The sequence below is a fragment of the Heyndrickxia sp. NPDC080065 genome (genome assembly GCF_050281185.1).
GTDB lineage: Bacteria > Bacillota > Bacilli > Bacillales > Bacillaceae_C > Heyndrickxia.
This window is the reverse complement of the sequence record NZ_JBNNWS010000029.1, coordinates 29,446-45,979: the sequence shown is the minus strand read 5'-3', so window position 1 is coordinate 45,979 and position 16,534 is coordinate 29,446. Positions and strand designations below refer to the sequence as shown.

The window sequence follows — 16,534 nt, the reverse complement described above, 5'->3', positions numbered from 1 at the left end:
ACAAGATAGACAATACAAGTGTAAATGCGGATTTGAAAAACATCGTGATTTAGTCGGTGCTATGAATATCAGATACGCACCTGTGATTGATGGTAACAGTCAATCAGCATAGGGAATTATATGTTCTGCCCTATGAGGGGTGATGAGACACCCCGATCTTGAGGGCTGTTTAAAACAGAAATGGACTGCGAACGCTCAGTCACTCAAGAATCCCACCCGTTACACCGTAAGGTGCAGGGCTTGCGGCTTTAGCCGTGGGAGTCTCAATAGTTGATTTTGTTAAGATTTGTTATTATTCTTAGATTATCTAAAAAATTTATATATGCTCTCCTACTAAAGCATAATTAGGTGATTGAATGATGACAGCTTATAATCGAATTCTTATAATGGTCCCCCCGTTTCCCTAGCTAGTCTATTTTTCACACAAAAATAGACCATGCTTGTAGGAGGGCAAAAAAATTGAAAAAATATGCAGCACTGTCTTTACTTTTAATGATTGTTCTCGTGGCATTCCCACAAATTAGTGAAACAATCTATACACCATCACTACCAGATATTTCTGTTGAACTTGGTGTTTCAAACAGTTCTGTCCAGCTAACCTTAAGTATTTATTTTATTGGATTTGCTTTAGGTGTTTTTTGCTGGGGATGGATTTCTGATTATATTGGACGAAGACCTGCGATGTTGGGTGGTTTGTTCGTATATGGTATTGGAAGCTTGATGTGCTTTTACTCTGAATCTATTTACCTACTTCTAGCTAGTCGGTGTATCCAAGCATTTGGGGCAGCGACTGGTTCGGTTATTACTCAGACAATTCTACGTGAGAGTGTGTCAGGAAGTAAAAGGCATACAATGTTTGCGCAAATTTCGGCTGTTATTGCCTTTACACCTGCAGTTGGACCGCTCATTGGTGGTTGGGTTGACCAAGTACTCGGATTTAGGGCAGTATTTCTTGTGCTAGTAATCATGAGTGTGTTGCTTTTTATTTATACTTTCTTTAGGTTATCAGAAACAATGGATGCTTCTACTAGAACAAGAGTAGCTATTTTTCCAGTTGCGAAACGAATCGTTTCATCACCAAGAGTCCTTATCTTTGGATTACTAATTGGTGGAATCAACGGGATTTTATTCAGTTATTACTCTGAAGCACCTTTTATTTTTATGGAGTACTTTCACATGACTCCAGGCTTTTATGGATTTCTGGGGATTATTGTGGCATTGGCGTCAATTATTGGAGCAATGATTTCAAAAAGGCTTTTGACGAGACTTCAACCAGAAAGCATTATTCATCTCGGCTGCTTCGTTATGACGATGGGCTCTTTATTATTAACACTAGTAAGCATTATTACAGCGCTACCAAAAATCATGTTAATGATATGTATGTTAATAACTATTTTTATCATGCTAATGGGAGCAGGCATTGCTTTACCAAACTGCCTAAGTCTTGCTCTCGTTGATTTTCATGATGTCATTGGAACGGCTGGAGCTATTTTCAGTTTAGGATATTATCTGTTAGTTAGTTTAGCAACTACAGTGATAAGCCTTCTTCATAATGGATCGTTGATGACGATGCCGTTATATTTCCTAGTCATAAGTGTATTGCTGTGGGTACTTGGTAAAAAGTATATTATAAGGAGAGAAGCACCGTGATTGGTGCTTCTTTTTTGAATTCAATTCGCGGTTAATTATCAGAATATTATGGGAGGATATAAAATTTGTGAAAATTATATAAAATTGTTTTTATAGTATGTATAATACTTTCCCAAGAGCGCTCTTAAATTTATTAAAAAAAGGTGATATCGATGGTTTCATATCAAGAGTTAGTACTGGATAATTTTATTTCTAAAACTACATCTCTATCATTATGTACTAAAGGTGTTAAAGTTCAGGAAAATCAACATTTTATAACAATTGATTCAGGCTTTCCTTCAGATACTTTTAATGTACTCGTTCCTTTACGGACATTACCATCTACTAGTGAGGATAAATTTAAACAAGCAGTTTCTTCATTTATTAATAAAGGCTTTCCATTAAGTGTTTGGATTGATGAACGTTTTTTAACAGATGAAACAGTGGTATGGTTATACAACTTAGGACTAAATGAAGCTGAGAGAAATGTAACGATGAAATTAGATGATAAATCCATACAATCCATTTCTCCATTATCTTCAAATTTGTTAGATATTAGACAAGTAACTGACGTAGAGGATATTCGTATATATGCTGAAGTTTTTCAATCTTTATTTAAAGGGTCTTCAGAATACGAGGCGCTTGCACTTTTTTTTGAAAACTTAGCGGCTAACTTCGTACCTCATCAAAAGGTATATAACTGGTTTATCGGTTTTTATGAAGAACAGGCAGTGTCTACCGGATGTATCATTGAGTCGGATGGCAGCTACGGTATTTATGATGTAATGACAAAACAAGAGTTTAGAGGGAGAGGTTTTGGAAGCATGATGTTTCAGTTTCTTCTTCATCAAATCAAGGGTGAGCAGAAAGGGAAGCCTTGTGTTTTACAAGCATCCCAAGATGGAATCAATATTTATAAGAGGGCTGGGTTTACTGAGGTAGGAGAAATGGTTGTATTTGAATAATTTGCTGCTCAGAGTTTCGATTTCATTAGGAAAGATCTAAGTACGAACCAGTCTTATTTAAGAAACTTGATCACAAAAATTTTTATAAAAAATATGGAGGGGCAATAATTGCCTCCTCCATATTTAAAGTATTATAAGCCTAAAGAAATATATTTAACCTCTAAATACTCTTCAATTCCATGATGACCACCTTCACGGCCGAGTCCACTTTGCTTGAAACCGCCAAACGGGGCTTGTGGTGTGGATGGAAGTCCATCATTTAAACCGATGATCCCATATTCTAAGCTTTCAACAATTCGTATACCCTCGGATATATTTTCTGTGAAAACATAAGCTGCAAGACCGAAAATAGAATCATTAGCTCTTTGAATCACTTCTTCTTCATTTGTATAAGAAGTGATAGGGGCAAGTGGTCCAAATGTTTCCTCTGTCATACAAAGCATCTCATCATTCACATTAGATAGGACGGTTGGTTCGAAGAAAAGTCCGTTTGATGCATTTCCGCCTGTTTCAACCATTGCTCCTTTTTGGATGGCGTCGTTGACATGTTTTTGTACCTTTGCAATGGCTGCTTCATCAATGAGCGGCCCAATTTCAGTACCTTCATCAAGGCCATTTCCTATTCGTAGTTCTTTAACTTTAGCTGTGAATTTTGTTGTAAATTCCTCGCAAACATCTTCATGGACATAAATCCGATTGGAGCAGACACAGGTTTGCCCTGCATTACGGAATTTTGCAGCGATTACTCCAGCCACCGCTTTATCGATATCTGCATTTTGGGTAATGATGACAGGAGCATGACCCCCAAGTTCAAGTGAAACCTTTTTGACCGTTTCTGCAGAGCCGCGCATTAATAGTTTTCCAACTTCAGTTGATCCGGTAAAAGTAAGTTTTCTTACTTTTGGATCTTGGAGCCAAACCTCGCCAATTTCCTTAGGATCACCCGTGATTACGTTAATAACACCTTTTGGAATGCCAGCTTTTTCAGCCAACTCAGCAAGTTTTAAAGCTGTAAGAGGAGTCTGCTCAGCTGGTTTTACGACAACTGTACAGCCTGCAGCCAATGCCGGCCCCACTTTACGAGTAATCATTGCGGCGGGAAAATTCCATGGTGTAATGGCAGCGACTACACCTACTGGTTGCTTTTGAACCCAAAGTCGTTTGTTGCGCTGTGTTGCTGGTATCGTTTCGCCATATATTCGTTTTCCTTCTTCCGCATACCAGGAAAGGAAGCCATTTGCATATTGCACTTCACCAAGTGCTTCCCTCAATGGCTTTCCTTGTTCAGCAGTCATCGTTTTCGCAAGATCCATTTCATTTTCCTTCACAAGCTCATACCAAGCGCGAATATACTCGCTGCGTTCATATGCCGAAAGAGCAGCCCATTTTGGAAAAGCATCGCTCGCAGCATCGATGGCAAGCTGTGCTTCTTTGTTTCCTCCAAAAGGAACTGTTGCAATCGCTTCGCCTGTTGCTGGATTTGTAACTTCTAGTACCGGCAAATCGTTTCCAATCCATTCCCCATTGCAGTACATTAAGTATTTTTTCATGTTTTTTCACTCCATTCCATGTAATTTATCATTTCCCGACAGAAGACTCCCACTTCAAGGAATGTGAAGGGCGTAGCCCAATGAGTAAGTGGGAGATGGATGCCGGTTGGCAATAGCCAAAACGTTTCTTATTATGGTACAATAAGAACAAATGTTCCTAATTAGTGAGGTGGAATACATGGTAGTCAATAAAGCCTATAGGTTTCGTATTTACCCCAACAAAAAACAAATTGAATTGATTAACAAAACCATTGGCTGTTCAAGATTTGTATTCAATTTCTTTCTTGGTAAGCAGAAAGTGAAAGATGCTTATTGGTATACTTGCGAAGAAATGAAACAAAATGGTCAGCTTCCAACTAACGAGTGGAAAGGTGAGTGTCTAAACAAATACGAAACAGTCAAAGCCCTTCCTCATCTAAAAAAGTATTATTCTTTTCTAAAAGAAGTAGATAGTATTGCCTTGCAGAAATCTGTTGAAAACCTAGCTGACTCCTATAGTAGATACTACAAAAAACAAAACAAACAACCACGCTTTAAATCGAAAAAGAACCCTGTTCAGTCTTACACTACGAAATATACAAATGGAAATATCACCGTGATAGACAATCATATTAAATTGCCAAAGTTAGGTCTGGTTCGCTTTGCTAAAAGTCGGGAAGTGCAAGGACGCATTATTAGTGCAACCATTAGACGTAATCCTTCTGGTAAATATTTTGTTTCTTTAGCAACCGAAACAGAAGTATCAGAACTACCCAAGACCCATTCAGCTATCGGAATTGATGTAGGTCTCAAAGATTTTGCTATTCTCTCGGATGGTACAGTCTACTCCAACCCAAAGTTTTTCCGTAGCTTAGAAGAAAAATTAGCCAAAGCACAACGTAGTATGAGCAGACGTACTATAGGTGGTTCGAATTGGTACAAAGCCAAAATGAAAGTCGCTCGTATTCACGAAAAGATTGCAAATGCAAGAAAAGATTACTTAGACAAAATTTCCACTGAAATTGTCAAAAACCACGACATGATCGGAATGGAGGATTTGTCTGTAACATGTTAAAAAACCACAACCTTGCAAAAGCCATCAGTGAAGTGTCTTGGTCACAATTCAAAACAATGATTGAATACAAAGCCAACTGGTATGGCAAAAAAATAGTTACTGTTGCGAAGAACTTTCCTTCCAGTCAACTATGCTCTTGTTGTGGCTACCAAAACAAAGACGTTAAAAATCTCGGATTACGTAAATGGGAATGCCCTTCTTGTGGAACTCATCACCAAAGAGATATTAACGCAGGACAAAATCTTAAAAATGAAGCCATAAGACTTCTAACCGTAGGGACTACGGAGATAGCCTAATCAATAACTTGTGGATACACGGGTGTTCTTAGGAATCTCCCACTTAAATCAGACTGAAAGGTCGATAAGTGGGGGTAGTTCAAGTAGCTATATATCTCTTATTTCTTGCAAACGACTCTTCGTACTCTTTCGTTGTAAATGTCTTTCATAAATTAAGGATACTAGGAAGGATTCAAACAGTAAAACTATTTGCTGTATCTTTTATGAAAAGAATGGCATGTTATTTTCCCTGTATATTCCTAGGGCATTACTTAACTTGTAGCTAATCAATAGGTCTTTTGATGAAGCATTCTACTCAAACAAATCCAAGTTATCATGCTATAATATGTACTTGAGATTATTTCTTAATTAGAGTTAGTAAATTGGGAGGATTTTCAACATGAACGTTTTAGTCGTAAAAGCAAACAACCGCCCAGCTTCAGAAGGCGTATCAAGTAAAATGTATGAAACATTTATGGAGGCAATTCAAGGTGCAGATAATTTGAACGTGACTACATATGATGTATTTGCGGAAGATATGCCTTATTTTGGTCAAGATATATTCAATGCATTTGGTAAAGTGCAAAATGGTGGAGAATTAACTGATGTGGAACAGCGTCTTTTAAATGCCAAACAAAAAGCAATGGACGCTTTAACTGCTGCAGACGTAGTTGTATTTGCATTCCCATTATGGAATTTATCCATCCCAGCAAAATTACAAACATTTATTGATTATGTCTATGCTGCTGGCTTTGCATTTAAATTTGATGCAGAAGGTAATATGATGCAATTAATGACGGATAAAAAAGCAATCTTCTTAAATGCACGTGGAGGTATTTATTCGACACCTGAAGCATCACCGATGGAAATGTCCGTTAATTATATGCGTAACGTATTTGGAGGCATATTTGGCATGGAAATCATCGATGAAGTGATTATCGAAGGACATAATGCAATGCCTGAGAAAAGAGAGGAAATTATCCAAGAAGGCCTAAGTAGAGTGACTGAAGCTGCTAATAAGCTAGCGAATCAAGTTGTATTAGTGTAAGTTTTTAAGAAAAATTAATTTGTAAATATTAATGAAGAGAGAAGCGTTTATTGAGTATTGAGTTACTTGATAAGCGCTTTTATTTTTTTACTCATTTTTTATACATTGAAAGAGCTTCGTTCAATAAAAAAAGGAAGGTTCATCTTTTCATTAGAAAAACCTTCCTTTACTATCCAGTTTTTTATTATTTACTAGACTGGATTTTGGATGACCTTATTTAGATTTTTATCGGATTGTTTTTAATGCTCCACTCCAAGCGTTGACTTGGTCTAGCATTAAATTAACATTATCAAGATGCATATCTTGTGGTTTAAACTCGGCGAAGTTTTCAAAATCTGTAAATAATGACAATGTTGGATGAGTTCGAACGTCAGCAATCATTAATTCACCCATGATTCCTCGTAAATGTTCAGCTGCACGAGCCCCACCTGTTGAACCATAACTTACGATACCAGCTGCTTTGTTATTCCATGCTTCTCGAGCTAAATCAAGTGCATTTTTTAATGCTCCTGTAATACTGTGGTTGTATTCTTGAACGATGAATATGAAACCATCTAAGCTTGCAAGTTTTTCATTCCAAGCTGCAATTCCAGGTGCATCTGCTTCACCTAAAAATGGTAATTTGAAGTCAGCAATATCAACGATTTCATAATTTGCATCGCCGCGTTTGTCAGCAATACCTTTTACCCATTCTCCAACTTGTGGACTTAATCGACCTTGACGAGTGCTTCCTAAGATAATACCGATGTTTAACTTTTCAGTCATGATTTCTTCCTCCTTATTTTGTCTGCCAAATAATTTATTAAAAAAACTCATTTCTTACACCACCTATTGTTTCTGGCGCCAATGCACATAAAAAGCAATCATATTCTTTTCCTTTGATTACTTTATGTAAGTCAGTATAATTTATTCACTTAATTCCGTCAAGTAATTAAATGTTGAATAGTAAATTAGTTGGAAAGAACTTACGATAGCAGGTTTTCTTCAATATAAGGAGTATGGGAACTATTCGAATGAAAATGGAGCAAGACCCGAATCAGGCTTAGGTCCTATTTTTATTTTTAGAATTGGTTGAATAAAATAAAAAATTCCGATAATATGAAATCAGCAGATATAAATTCTTACTTGAAAAATATTACGGTGCGAATTAGGGGGGAGAAATTGATTCATGAGAAAAAAATTATCTTTTTTAGCAGCATTTTCATTAACAATGATTTTGCTATTAGCAGGGTGCGGTACAAGCACAAACGGCAGCTCTGGGGGAAAAGACGGATCAGGGAAAGAAGAACTAGAGACGTATAAGGTAGGTATGGAAGCTGGATACCCGCCATTTAACTGGACGCAAAAAGATGATTCCAATGGCGGAGTAAAAATTGATGGGGAAGCAGAATATGCAGGAGGATATGATGTAGAAATTGCCAAGAAAATTGCTGAAGGCTTAGGGAAAAAATTAGTGATTGTTAAAACCGAATGGGACGGTCTTGTACCTGCCTTAACTTCTGGAAAAATTGATGCTATTATCGCGGGGATGTCACCAACAAAAGACCGCAAAAAAACCATTGATTTCTCAGATATTTACTATAAATCAAATTTAGTAATGGTTGTCAAAAAGGGCGGAAAATATGATGGAGCAACATCTATTCAGGATTTTTCAGGGGCTAAAATCACTGCGCAATTGAATACCTTCCATTATACAGTTATTGATCAAATTAAAGGGGTAAAAAAGCAGCCTGCAATGGATAATTTTCCGGCGATGAGGGTTGCGCTTGAATCAGGAGCTATTGATGGTTATGTATCCGAACGTCCAGAAGGGGTCAGTGCTGAATCAGCTAATGACCACTATAAAATGGTTGAATTTAACGATGGGTTTCAAACATCAGATGAAGATACGGCGATCGCTGTCGGTGTAAAAAAAGGCAGCACACTAACAGATCAAATTAATAAAATTTTATCAGGCATTTCAGAGGATGAACGTGAAAGCATTATGAATGCTGCAATTAAAAATCAACCAGCAGCTGAATAATGATGATTTGTGAAGCCGGGTACATGATTATGGACCCGGTCTTATTGAAAGGTAAGAAAGCATAAAATTTACTAAGGATATTAGGCATGAAAAGTGTCTGCTGTGTCTAGCTCCAGCGCCTATCGGCTAGCGGACTTCTCCGTCTTCTACCTACGATAAGCGGGCATCGGCTCGTCCCTCGCCGTGTCTCCTTTATCTCAGTCGAAGACTACGAAATCCGTACGCTAGACCTGCGGCGCTTGCGCTTTTCTTATCTAATAAGGAGGGCAAATATGACTTTTGATTGGTTAATAAAAATCGTTTCAGAAAATTGGCCAATGTTCATCCGTGGTGCAGGATATACACTGTTAATTTCTACTGTTGGTACAATTTTGGGCTTTATCATTGGTCTCTTCTTAGGTGGAATACGTACAATTCCGCTTCCAGAGCGAGGAGCAAAAAGATTTTTTCTAAAAGTGATTAACGCAATTCTTACTATTTATATCGAAATATTCCGCGGAACACCGATGATTGTACAAGCGATGGTTATTTTTTATGGATCACTTTTAATGTTTGGTTTTGACATGAACCGTTTATATGCAGCATTTCTCATCGTATCAATTAATACTGGGGCATATATGGCAGAAATCGTTCGCGGTGGAATTATTTCGATTGATAAAGGACAGTATGAAGCAGCACAAGCAATAGGAATGAACCATTTCCAAATCATGACTAGTATTGTTTTACCGCAAGCTATCCGTAATATTTTGCCATCCGTAGGCAACCAATATGTGATTAATATTAAGGATACTTCTGTCCTTAATGTTATTTCAGTATCGGAATTATATTTCCAAACAAAATCGATTGCAGGAAATAACTTCAGATATTTTGAATCATTCTTTGTCGCCTGTGTGCTTTATCTAATTATGACCATCACTGTATCAAGAATCCTCCTCTATTTCGAAAAGAAATTGGAAGGTCCAGAAAATTATCATCAAATCAAGGTAGAGAAACCTGAAGATATACTAGGCGGGAAAAATATCAATGGGTAAACGAAGGGAGGGGATGCTATGGAAAAGGTTATCGAGATTCGGAATTTAAGTAAAACCTTTGGTAGCAATGAAGTGTTAAAGGATATTAATTTTTCAGTGAACAAAGGGGAAGTAGTCTGTATTATTGGCTCATCTGGATCGGGGAAATCCACCCTTCTTCGCTGTACGAATCTTTTAGAAAAACCGAGTGGCGGTCAGATTATTTATAAAGGCGATAACATTTTGGACCATATTCGGGATGTCCCTGCCTACCGCACAAAATTGGGGATGGTATTTCAGCAATTTAATTTATTCAATAACCATAATGTGCTAAACAACTGTGTGGTCGGTCAAATGAAGGTGTTAAAACGGACCCGTGATGAGGCGGAAAAGGTAGCATTGAAATATTTAAAAGTGGTCGGAATGGATCACTATATTCAGGCAAAACCGAAGCAATTATCAGGCGGACAAAAACAGCGGGTAGCCATAGCGAGAGCCCTTTCTATGGAACCAGATGTGTTGTTATTTGATGAGCCGACTTCAGCACTTGACCCTGAATTGGTCGGAGAGGTACTTAAAGTAATGAAGGAACTCGCCAGCAGTGGTCTTACGATGCTAATCGTTACTCATGAAATGGAGTTTGCAAAAGAGGTATCGGACCGAGTCGTATTTATGGACAAAGGAGTGATTGCTGAAGAGGGCAGCCCTGAGCAAATCTTTAATCATCCTAAGCAAGAACGAACAAGAGAGTTTTTGAAGCGGACGTTAACACAAAAGATATAATTAGGAAGTAAAAAAGGAGCACTTGGAATAGAGTCGGATTGCTATGGATAAAAAACATCCACTTGATGTAAAACTATTATTTTATTAAGATTGTGATTTTTTATATCAGAATAATTATTTCGTTTTAAGGAATACGAATTTTAAAGTTTCTTAATGTATCTTTAATCTATTTATAACAGGTAAGACAAAATTTCTTAATATATCTCGTATAAGATAATTACTAGAGTGGATGGCATGAGTGGCTATCATGGTATTTGGCGTAGGTGGGGCCGATACTGTTACATAAAAAAGAATATGAAAATAAAGATTCTCTTAATAATAGAGTAGTTGGCTAATAGACTCAATCTAATGGATTGAGTCTATTAGTTTTTTGTTCCATTGATTCCAAGTACTCTACAAAATTAATATTTATAAGTATCACTGATTCATAATGAATGCTTGTCTTTAAAATAGAAATAATCAACTAGCCTTACTATTCCTTATTTCCATCCTATCAGTCTTTTTCCCTCTAAGAAAAAGAACCAATACAAATCCTATAAGCTGCATGACACTCAGAAAAACAAGCCCTGCCCCTGTTGAACCTGTTGAATCTTTAAGGTATCCAACTGCATAAGGTCCAAGGAATCCTCCTAAATTCCCAATTGAATTAATAAGTGCAATTCCCACTACTGATATTGCAGGTGTTAATTCTGTAGATGTTAGGGCAAAGAAAGGACCTTTGAAACAATACATTCCAGCGAGAGAAAGTGTTATACATACCATAGAAAATAATGGATTATGTGTTAATCCAGCACCAATCAGCGTTATTGCACCGATTATTAGTGGAAGGGCCGTGTGCATTTTACGCTCGCCGGTGCGATCGGAACGAAAAGCCCAATAGTTCATTGCTATAGTAGCAACGATATAAGGTATTGTTGATATAAATCCGACTTGTGTATTATTCAAGAAGCTAGAAAATTCTTTAATAATTTGTGGCATCCAATATCCTACGCCTAAGCTTCCTGAAATATAAACGAAGTAAATAAATGATAGATGCCAAACTTTTTTATCTGTAAGAGCTTTAAAATGAGAATGCTGTTCGACTTGATTTCCAGCAGCTAATTCTTTTTCATAACGAATTTCATTCGTAAGCCATGTCTTCTCTTCTTTAGAAAGCCACTTTGCATCTTCAGGCTTTTCGGTTAAATAGAAGATGGTGACAATTCCGAGAATAACAGCTGGGAATCCTTCAAGAATAAACATCCAGCGCCATCCGTCGATGCCAAACCAATTAATGTTATCCATGATCCATGTTGATAATGGTCCACCGATGATATATGAGGCTGGAATCGCTGTCATAAACAACGCAATCGTTCTTGCCAGTTCTTTTTTTCTAAACCATGAATTTAAATAGAGAATAATGCCTGGGAAAAATCCAGCTTCAGCTACACCTAGTAAGAAGCGAATAATATAAAGATGGGATGCACCTTGAGCAAAGGCAGTTGCAACAGATACGATTCCCCAGCTAATTAAAATTCGGGCAATCCATTTTCTAGCACCAAATTTCTGTAATAGTATATTGCTCGGAACTTCAAAAATGAAGTAACCGATAAAGAAGATCCCTGATATAAATCCAAATACTTCACTTGATATACCGAGTGCCTTATTCATATCTAGTGCAGCAAAACCGATGTTTGCTCGATCTAAATAAGAAACGATATAAAGCAAAAAGATGAATGGAACGATTCGTCGAGTAACTTTTTTTACAGTGCGTTTCTCTAAAGAAGTGTTAGTCATTGTTTTCCTCCTATTCGAATTCAGTCATAGTTGTTATTTTTAAAAATAAAGGGCTTTCATACAATAAAAATGCTAATACGAAGGCTTGTTAAACAAAATGGTTATTTCAAATAAAATCTGTAGATGAACTTATCAACAATAACCATTAACAAAGCCAATATGTAAGAAAGGATAAAATGTTTTGTGCGCGCTTACATAACATTAATCTTCCTATCACATAAAATTTGTAATACAAATTTGTGAACAAATTATGAATTCCTATTTATTTTATCATTATAAAAGTAAAAATAGTTATTGTAAATTAGAATTTTTTAAAAAACTCTAGAAATTTGTATTACAAATTTATATAATTGAAGTTAAATGAGTGACGGGAAGGGCGAAAAGGATGGCGAAAAAGGAGAAAATTTCACAGCTTATTTCACGTGAATTATTAAAGAAAATAGAAGACGGAACATATCCACCAGGTACAAAGCTGCCGACGGAAATGGAATTAGCTGCTCAATTTGGTGTAAGCCGAGTACCAATTAGAGAATCTCTAAGTGTATTACGTGCAATGGGAGTCATTACTTCTAAGCAAGGTGGAGGAAGCTATGTTGAGGATGCAACGAGTGTAGCTTTGCTTCAAGGGATCAAAATTGAGAGCGATGATATTGAAAATATAAAAAATCTATTTGAAATGCGGAAGGCTTTAGAACCGGAAGCAGCATTTTTAGCTGCCACAAGAAGATCGCCTGAGCAATTAGAGAATATGAAGCAAATTTTACAACAGCTTGAAAAGGAATCGGTTGAAGAAGGAAAAAGCGGGGTGTTTGCCGATATTAATTTTCACCGATCAATTGTTCATGCAACGAATAATCCGATCATGATTCAAGTGCTTGAAAATCTAACTACTTCTTACGAAAAGGCGCTAAAAATCACACTTCAGCCAAATACGGAGCTCGCACATAAAAGACGGAGTGTATTTAAGGAACATGAAAGCATCGTTGAGGCGATTGAACTGGAAGAGCCTGAGCTTGCAAGGGTCCAATGTTTACGGCATTTAAGAAATGCAGAGAAAAAACTTAGTCTTTTAATAAAAGGTTATGAAGCCTGAATGGAATTAGGAGGGAAACAATGAAAGTCATAAAAGACAATCACCTGAACGAAATTAAAAAAATTGTCCAAACAGGGAGAGTTTTAACCGATGAAAGTGATCGCTACAGCTATTCTTTTGATGGGTCCTTTGGTACTTTTCTTCCGGATGTTGTCATACAAACGAAAAGTATTCAAGAGCTTGCAGAGCTCGTTAAGCTTGCCAATCGTGAAGGAATTCCGGTCTATCCACGGGGGCAGGCAACCTCATTAAGTGGCGGTCCGCTTCCCGTTCATGGAGGAATGGTGTTTGACTTATCTGTCATGAATGATGTGCTGAAAATCGATGAGGAGGATCTCGTTGCTATAGTTTCTCCGGGTGTATTGACGGCATCGATTCATAAAGCTGCAGAGGAGAAAGGCTTGATGTATCCTCCTGATCCAAGCAGTTCTCATGTTTCAACAATTGGAGGAAACTTGGCAGAGAATTCGGGCGGTCCTAGAGGATTAAAATATGGGGTAACAAAGGATTATGTTATTGGACTTGAAGTCATTACACCTGAAGGAGAAATCATTCAAACGGGCGGAAAAACGGTGAAAAATGTAACCGGTTATGATTTAACAAAGCTGATAGTAGGATCAGAAGGAACGCTAGGTATTATTACGAAAGCGATTCTTCGTCTCATTCCGAAACCACCTGCAACCGCATCTTTAATGGCTGAGTTTTTAAATCTTGTTGATGCAGGTCGGGCCATTTCAAAAATTCTTTCTTCCGGGATTTTACCTTCCAAGATGGAATTAATGGATCGTGCTTCAATTGTTGCTGTTGAAAACTACCAGCCGATGGGGCTTCCAATAGATGCTGAGGCGATTCTTTTACTCGAATTAGATGGTCACCCATTAGCTTTAAAAGACGAAGTTGTGAAAGCGGAACAATTATGCATGTCTGTCGGAGCTAATAAGGTAAAAATACCGAAAAATAATCATGAAAAAGACGAAATATGGAAGGCAAGAAAGCTCGTTTCACCAGCCATTGTTAGAATTAAACCGACGAAAATCTCAGAGGATGCAACTGTTCCAAGAAGTCGAATTCCTGACATGTGTGAAAGGCTTCAACAAATTAAAGAAAAGTATCAAATTCATTTAGTTGTGTTTGGTCATGCTGGAGATGGGAATCTTCACCCGAATATTATTTGTGATAAAAATGATGAAGATGAGATGTCTAGAGTGGAAAAGGCGGTTGCTGAAATTTTTACTGCAGCGATTGAGCTTGGCGGGACATTATCTGGGGAACATGGAATCGGGACGATGAAGGCACCATTTATGGAAATGGAGCTTGGTAAAGCAGGGTTGGACATGATGAAACGAATTAAAGAGGCTTGGGATCCGAATCATATCATGAATCCAGGTAAGATTTTCCCTGAGCCTGGACAGAAATTGGAGTTGAAATAGGATGAGCGAAACCATCCAGCAATTACGGCAAGAATTTCAGTATGATAAGACAAAACAATGTGTTCAATGTGGCTATTGTCTTCCAGTATGTCCAACATATTTAAGTATGGGAAAAGAAACCCACTCTCCCCGAGGCAGAATTAATCTTGTGAAAATGGTTGGTGAAGGAAAAATTACCGATTTATCTGTATTAGAGGAGCCAATGGATCTTTGTTTAGGCTGCCGGGCATGTGAAACGGCATGTCCAACAGGAGTAGAGTACGGTACGATTCTTGAATCTGCAAGAGCAGCTCTTGTTAAACGAAAAAAATTCTCACTTCCTGTTCGATTGGTCCGAAATACGATGTTAAAAAAAGTGTTTTCAAGTCGAGGGATGATGAATTTTACTGGGAATTCTTACTGGCTTTATGAAAAAACGGGTCTACAAAAGGTGATGAGAAAGACAGGTGTTATGAAGAAATTACCGTTTCATTTAGGGGAATTCGAAGCAACGATGTCGACAGGGGTTTCACCGAAAAAGCGTTCCCAATTCGATACATATGTAAAAGCCAAAGGAGAACGAAAATATACAATTGCCTTTTTCACTGGATGTATTATGGACGCTATGTTTCGAAAAATTAATGATCTATCAGTTCAGCTATTAGCTGAAGCCGGCTGTGATGTTTATGTCGTGAAAAAACAAACCTGCTGCGGTGCCCTTCATGCTCATGCCGGTGAAATGGATGATTCCAAAAACCTTGCCAAAAGGAATATTGCTGCTTTTGAAGAAATTGAAGCGGATTTTGTTGTCAATAATGCAGGTGGCTGTGGTGCGATGCTAAATGAATATGGGCATCTTTTAAAGGATGATCTAGAGTGGGCAGAGAGAGCAGCTGGCTTTTCCGCAAAATCAAAAGATATTAGCCAAATTCTTGTCGCTTGTGGCGGTTTTAGCAATTTAAAGCCAAGAGAAAACGAAAGAGTGACTTATCAACGATCATGCCATATGACAAATGTTCAAAAAGTAACAAAAGAGCCCCTTCAGCTTATAACTAGCATTCCTGGTATCGAGCTTGTAGAAATGGCTGACGCCAATATGTGCTGCGGATCTGCGGGGATCTATAATATCGTAAATTATGATGAGTCTATGAAAATATTAGATGAAAAAATGAAACATATGAAAGCAACAAAAGCGACAGTCATCATTACAACGAATCCCGGTTGTTTAATACAAATGAAACTGGGAATTGAACGGGAAAATTTATCCTCAGCCGTAAGAGCAGTCCATCTTATTGAATATTTGGCTGAGGCTGTTGGGATTGGTGATGATTGATATTCATACCACAGTTTTGAACTGTGGTTTTTTGTATGGGAAAAATAAGTGATTAGTAGGTTGGGATGGTACGAATTCAACTATGATTTATGCTTTCCTATGTAAAAAAGGAAATAGCATAAAATACTATTTCCTTTTTACATAAACTTAATTAACCTCAAACAAAACAACCGTTCCATCCGGATAATTACTTAATTGATGACTTACCCACGAACCTGCCCCACGATTATCTGAAGGGGATATGTATTCAATATCTGCACCGGAACCACCCTCTTCGCACATTGCCATTGGATATTCATCACGATCATACCCCTTTTTAGTAGGGACGTTTTTAAGTGATTTTTCTCTATTCTCATCAGCATGTTTGCGATCAATGGTGCAATATTTACTCTCTCCAGCCTTTATTGCATTTTTAATGTGCCTTGCTGTTTCTGGATACTTGTCAGAAGGAAAATAGATGACAACAACATCGTCCCTATCTATTGTTCCAGTTTTTTGATCTGTGCCCAATTCATCTTTATAGAAATACCCAAAGATCAATAACAGAATGACAATAATACTACTAAATATCTTTTTCATTTTTTAC

Annotated in this window: 14 protein-coding genes and 1 pseudogene; 11 read left to right on the top strand and 4 right to left on the bottom strand. The window is 37.5% G+C overall.

Annotated features, from left to right (window positions below; all coding sequences use genetic code 11):
- The 3 genes from ACQKP0_RS23905 to ACQKP0_RS23895 form a co-directional block, all read left to right on the top strand.
- A partial coding sequence (locus ACQKP0_RS23905; protein ID WP_427408315.1) for a zinc ribbon domain-containing protein occupies nt 1-112 on the top strand: 112 nt, incomplete at its 5' end.
- A gap of 347 nt (nt 113-459) precedes the next feature.
- Nucleotides 460-1,650 (top strand): multidrug effflux MFS transporter, encoded by a 1,191-nt coding sequence (locus tag ACQKP0_RS23900; RefSeq protein ID WP_427408314.1) that lies wholly within the window; start codon nt 460-462, stop codon nt 1,648-1,650.
- Between the two features lie 152 nt (nt 1,651-1,802).
- Nucleotides 1,803-2,594 carry a GNAT family N-acetyltransferase gene (locus tag ACQKP0_RS23895; protein WP_427408313.1) on the top strand — a complete coding sequence of 264 codons (792 nt, stop codon included), beginning with the start codon at nt 1,803-1,805 and terminating at the stop codon, nt 2,592-2,594.
- A 131-nt stretch (nt 2,595-2,725) separates the two neighbouring features.
- Here the strand turns inward: ACQKP0_RS23895 and ACQKP0_RS23890 are convergent, their stop codons facing one another.
- Complete coding sequence (locus ACQKP0_RS23890) at nt 2,726-4,144, bottom strand: NAD-dependent succinate-semialdehyde dehydrogenase (RefSeq protein WP_427408312.1); 1,419 nt, start codon at nt 4,142-4,144, stop codon at nt 2,726-2,728.
- A gap of 178 nt (nt 4,145-4,322) precedes the next feature.
- Between ACQKP0_RS23890 and tnpB the strand changes: the two are divergent.
- Nucleotides 4,323-5,494: pseudogene (tnpB, locus tag ACQKP0_RS23885) on the top strand (IS200/IS605 family element RNA-guided endonuclease TnpB).
- Nucleotides 5,495-5,873: 379 nt separating this feature from the next.
- Complete coding sequence (locus ACQKP0_RS23880) at nt 5,874-6,521, top strand: FMN-dependent NADH-azoreductase (protein WP_427408311.1); 648 nt, start codon at nt 5,874-5,876, stop codon at nt 6,519-6,521.
- Nucleotides 6,522-6,746: 225 nt separating this feature from the next.
- Here the strand turns inward: ACQKP0_RS23880 and ACQKP0_RS23875 are convergent, their stop codons facing one another.
- Nucleotides 6,747-7,337 (bottom strand): NADPH-dependent FMN reductase, encoded by a 591-nt coding sequence (locus tag ACQKP0_RS23875; protein ID WP_427408310.1) that lies wholly within the window; start codon nt 7,335-7,337, stop codon nt 6,747-6,749.
- Nucleotides 7,338-7,689: 352 nt separating this feature from the next.
- On the opposite strand from ACQKP0_RS23875, the gene ACQKP0_RS23870 reads away from it, so the two are divergent.
- The 3 genes from ACQKP0_RS23870 to ACQKP0_RS23860 all read left to right on the top strand — a co-directional run bounded on the left by ACQKP0_RS23870 (nt 7,690) and on the right by ACQKP0_RS23860 (nt 10,337).
- A complete protein-coding gene (locus ACQKP0_RS23870) occupies nt 7,690-8,544 on the top strand; it encodes a transporter substrate-binding domain-containing protein (RefSeq protein WP_427408309.1) in 855 nt (284 codons plus the stop codon).
- 272 nt (nt 8,545-8,816) lie between these two features.
- Nucleotides 8,817-9,575 (top strand): amino acid ABC transporter permease, encoded by a 759-nt coding sequence (locus ACQKP0_RS23865; RefSeq protein WP_427408308.1) that lies wholly within the window; start codon nt 8,817-8,819, stop codon nt 9,573-9,575.
- Nucleotides 9,576-9,593: 18 nt separating this feature from the next.
- On the top strand, nt 9,594-10,337 hold the full coding sequence (locus ACQKP0_RS23860) for an amino acid ABC transporter ATP-binding protein (protein WP_427408307.1): 744 nt from the start codon (nt 9,594-9,596) through the stop codon (nt 10,335-10,337).
- A 459-nt stretch (nt 10,338-10,796) separates the two neighbouring features.
- Here the strand turns inward: ACQKP0_RS23860 and ACQKP0_RS23855 are convergent, their stop codons facing one another.
- Nucleotides 10,797-12,113, bottom strand: a complete 1,317-nt coding sequence (locus tag ACQKP0_RS23855) for an MFS transporter (RefSeq protein ID WP_427408306.1) — start codon at nt 12,111-12,113, stop codon at nt 10,797-10,799.
- A gap of 385 nt (nt 12,114-12,498) precedes the next feature.
- Here ACQKP0_RS23855 and ACQKP0_RS23850 point away from each other — a divergent pair, with 385 nt between their 5' ends.
- Genes ACQKP0_RS23850 through ACQKP0_RS23840 form a run of 3 tightly spaced genes read left to right on the top strand, consistent with a single transcriptional unit; the run spans nt 12,499 to nt 15,948 of the window.
- Nucleotides 12,499-13,206, top strand: coding sequence for a FadR/GntR family transcriptional regulator (locus ACQKP0_RS23850; RefSeq protein WP_427408305.1), 708 nt, complete (start codon nt 12,499-12,501; stop codon nt 13,204-13,206).
- Between the two features lie 20 nt (nt 13,207-13,226).
- Nucleotides 13,227-14,636, top strand: coding sequence for an FAD-binding oxidoreductase (locus ACQKP0_RS23845; RefSeq protein WP_427408304.1), 1,410 nt, complete (start codon nt 13,227-13,229; stop codon nt 14,634-14,636).
- Between the two features lies 1 nt (nt 14,637).
- Nucleotides 14,638-15,948 carry a (Fe-S)-binding protein gene (locus ACQKP0_RS23840; RefSeq protein WP_427408303.1) on the top strand — a complete coding sequence of 437 codons (1,311 nt, stop codon included), beginning with the start codon at nt 14,638-14,640 and terminating at the stop codon, nt 15,946-15,948.
- 147 nt (nt 15,949-16,095) lie between these two features.
- On the opposite strand, the gene ACQKP0_RS23835 is transcribed toward ACQKP0_RS23840, so the two are convergent.
- Nucleotides 16,096-16,527, bottom strand: a complete 432-nt coding sequence (locus ACQKP0_RS23835) for a NucA/NucB deoxyribonuclease domain-containing protein (protein ID WP_427408302.1) — start codon at nt 16,525-16,527, stop codon at nt 16,096-16,098.
- Nucleotides 16,528-16,534 lie beyond the last annotated feature (7 nt).

Excerpts from the sequence above, each read along its gene's own strand:
- ACQKP0_RS23835 (WP_427408302.1), bottom strand. The coding sequence starts at position 16,527 with ATGAAAAAGATATTTAGTAGTATTATTGTCATTCTGTTATTGATCTTT.
- ACQKP0_RS23845 (WP_427408304.1), top strand. The coding sequence starts at position 13,227 with ATGAAAGTCATAAAAGACAATCACCTGAACGAAATTAAAAAAATTGTC.
- ACQKP0_RS23880 (WP_427408311.1), top strand. The coding sequence starts at position 5,874 with ATGAACGTTTTAGTCGTAAAAGCAAACAACCGCCCAGCTTCAGAAGGC.
- ACQKP0_RS23850 (WP_427408305.1), top strand. The coding sequence starts at position 12,499 with ATGGCGAAAAAGGAGAAAATTTCACAGCTTATTTCACGTGAATTATTA.
- ACQKP0_RS23865 (WP_427408308.1), top strand. The coding sequence starts at position 8,817 with ATGACTTTTGATTGGTTAATAAAAATCGTTTCAGAAAATTGGCCAATG.
- ACQKP0_RS23875 (WP_427408310.1), bottom strand. The coding sequence starts at position 7,337 with ATGAGTTTTTTTAATAAATTATTTGGCAGACAAAATAAGGAGGAAGAA.
- ACQKP0_RS23890 (WP_427408312.1), bottom strand. The coding sequence starts at position 4,144 with ATGAAAAAATACTTAATGTACTGCAATGGGGAATGGATTGGAAACGAT.
- ACQKP0_RS23840 (WP_427408303.1), top strand. The coding sequence starts at position 14,638 with ATGAGCGAAACCATCCAGCAATTACGGCAAGAATTTCAGTATGATAAG.
- ACQKP0_RS23855 (WP_427408306.1), bottom strand. The coding sequence starts at position 12,113 with ATGACTAACACTTCTTTAGAGAAACGCACTGTAAAAAAAGTTACTCGA.
- ACQKP0_RS23895 (WP_427408313.1), top strand. The coding sequence starts at position 1,803 with ATGGTTTCATATCAAGAGTTAGTACTGGATAATTTTATTTCTAAAACT.
- ACQKP0_RS23860 (WP_427408307.1), top strand. The coding sequence starts at position 9,594 with ATGGAAAAGGTTATCGAGATTCGGAATTTAAGTAAAACCTTTGGTAGC.
- ACQKP0_RS23870 (WP_427408309.1), top strand. The coding sequence starts at position 7,690 with ATGAGAAAAAAATTATCTTTTTTAGCAGCATTTTCATTAACAATGATT.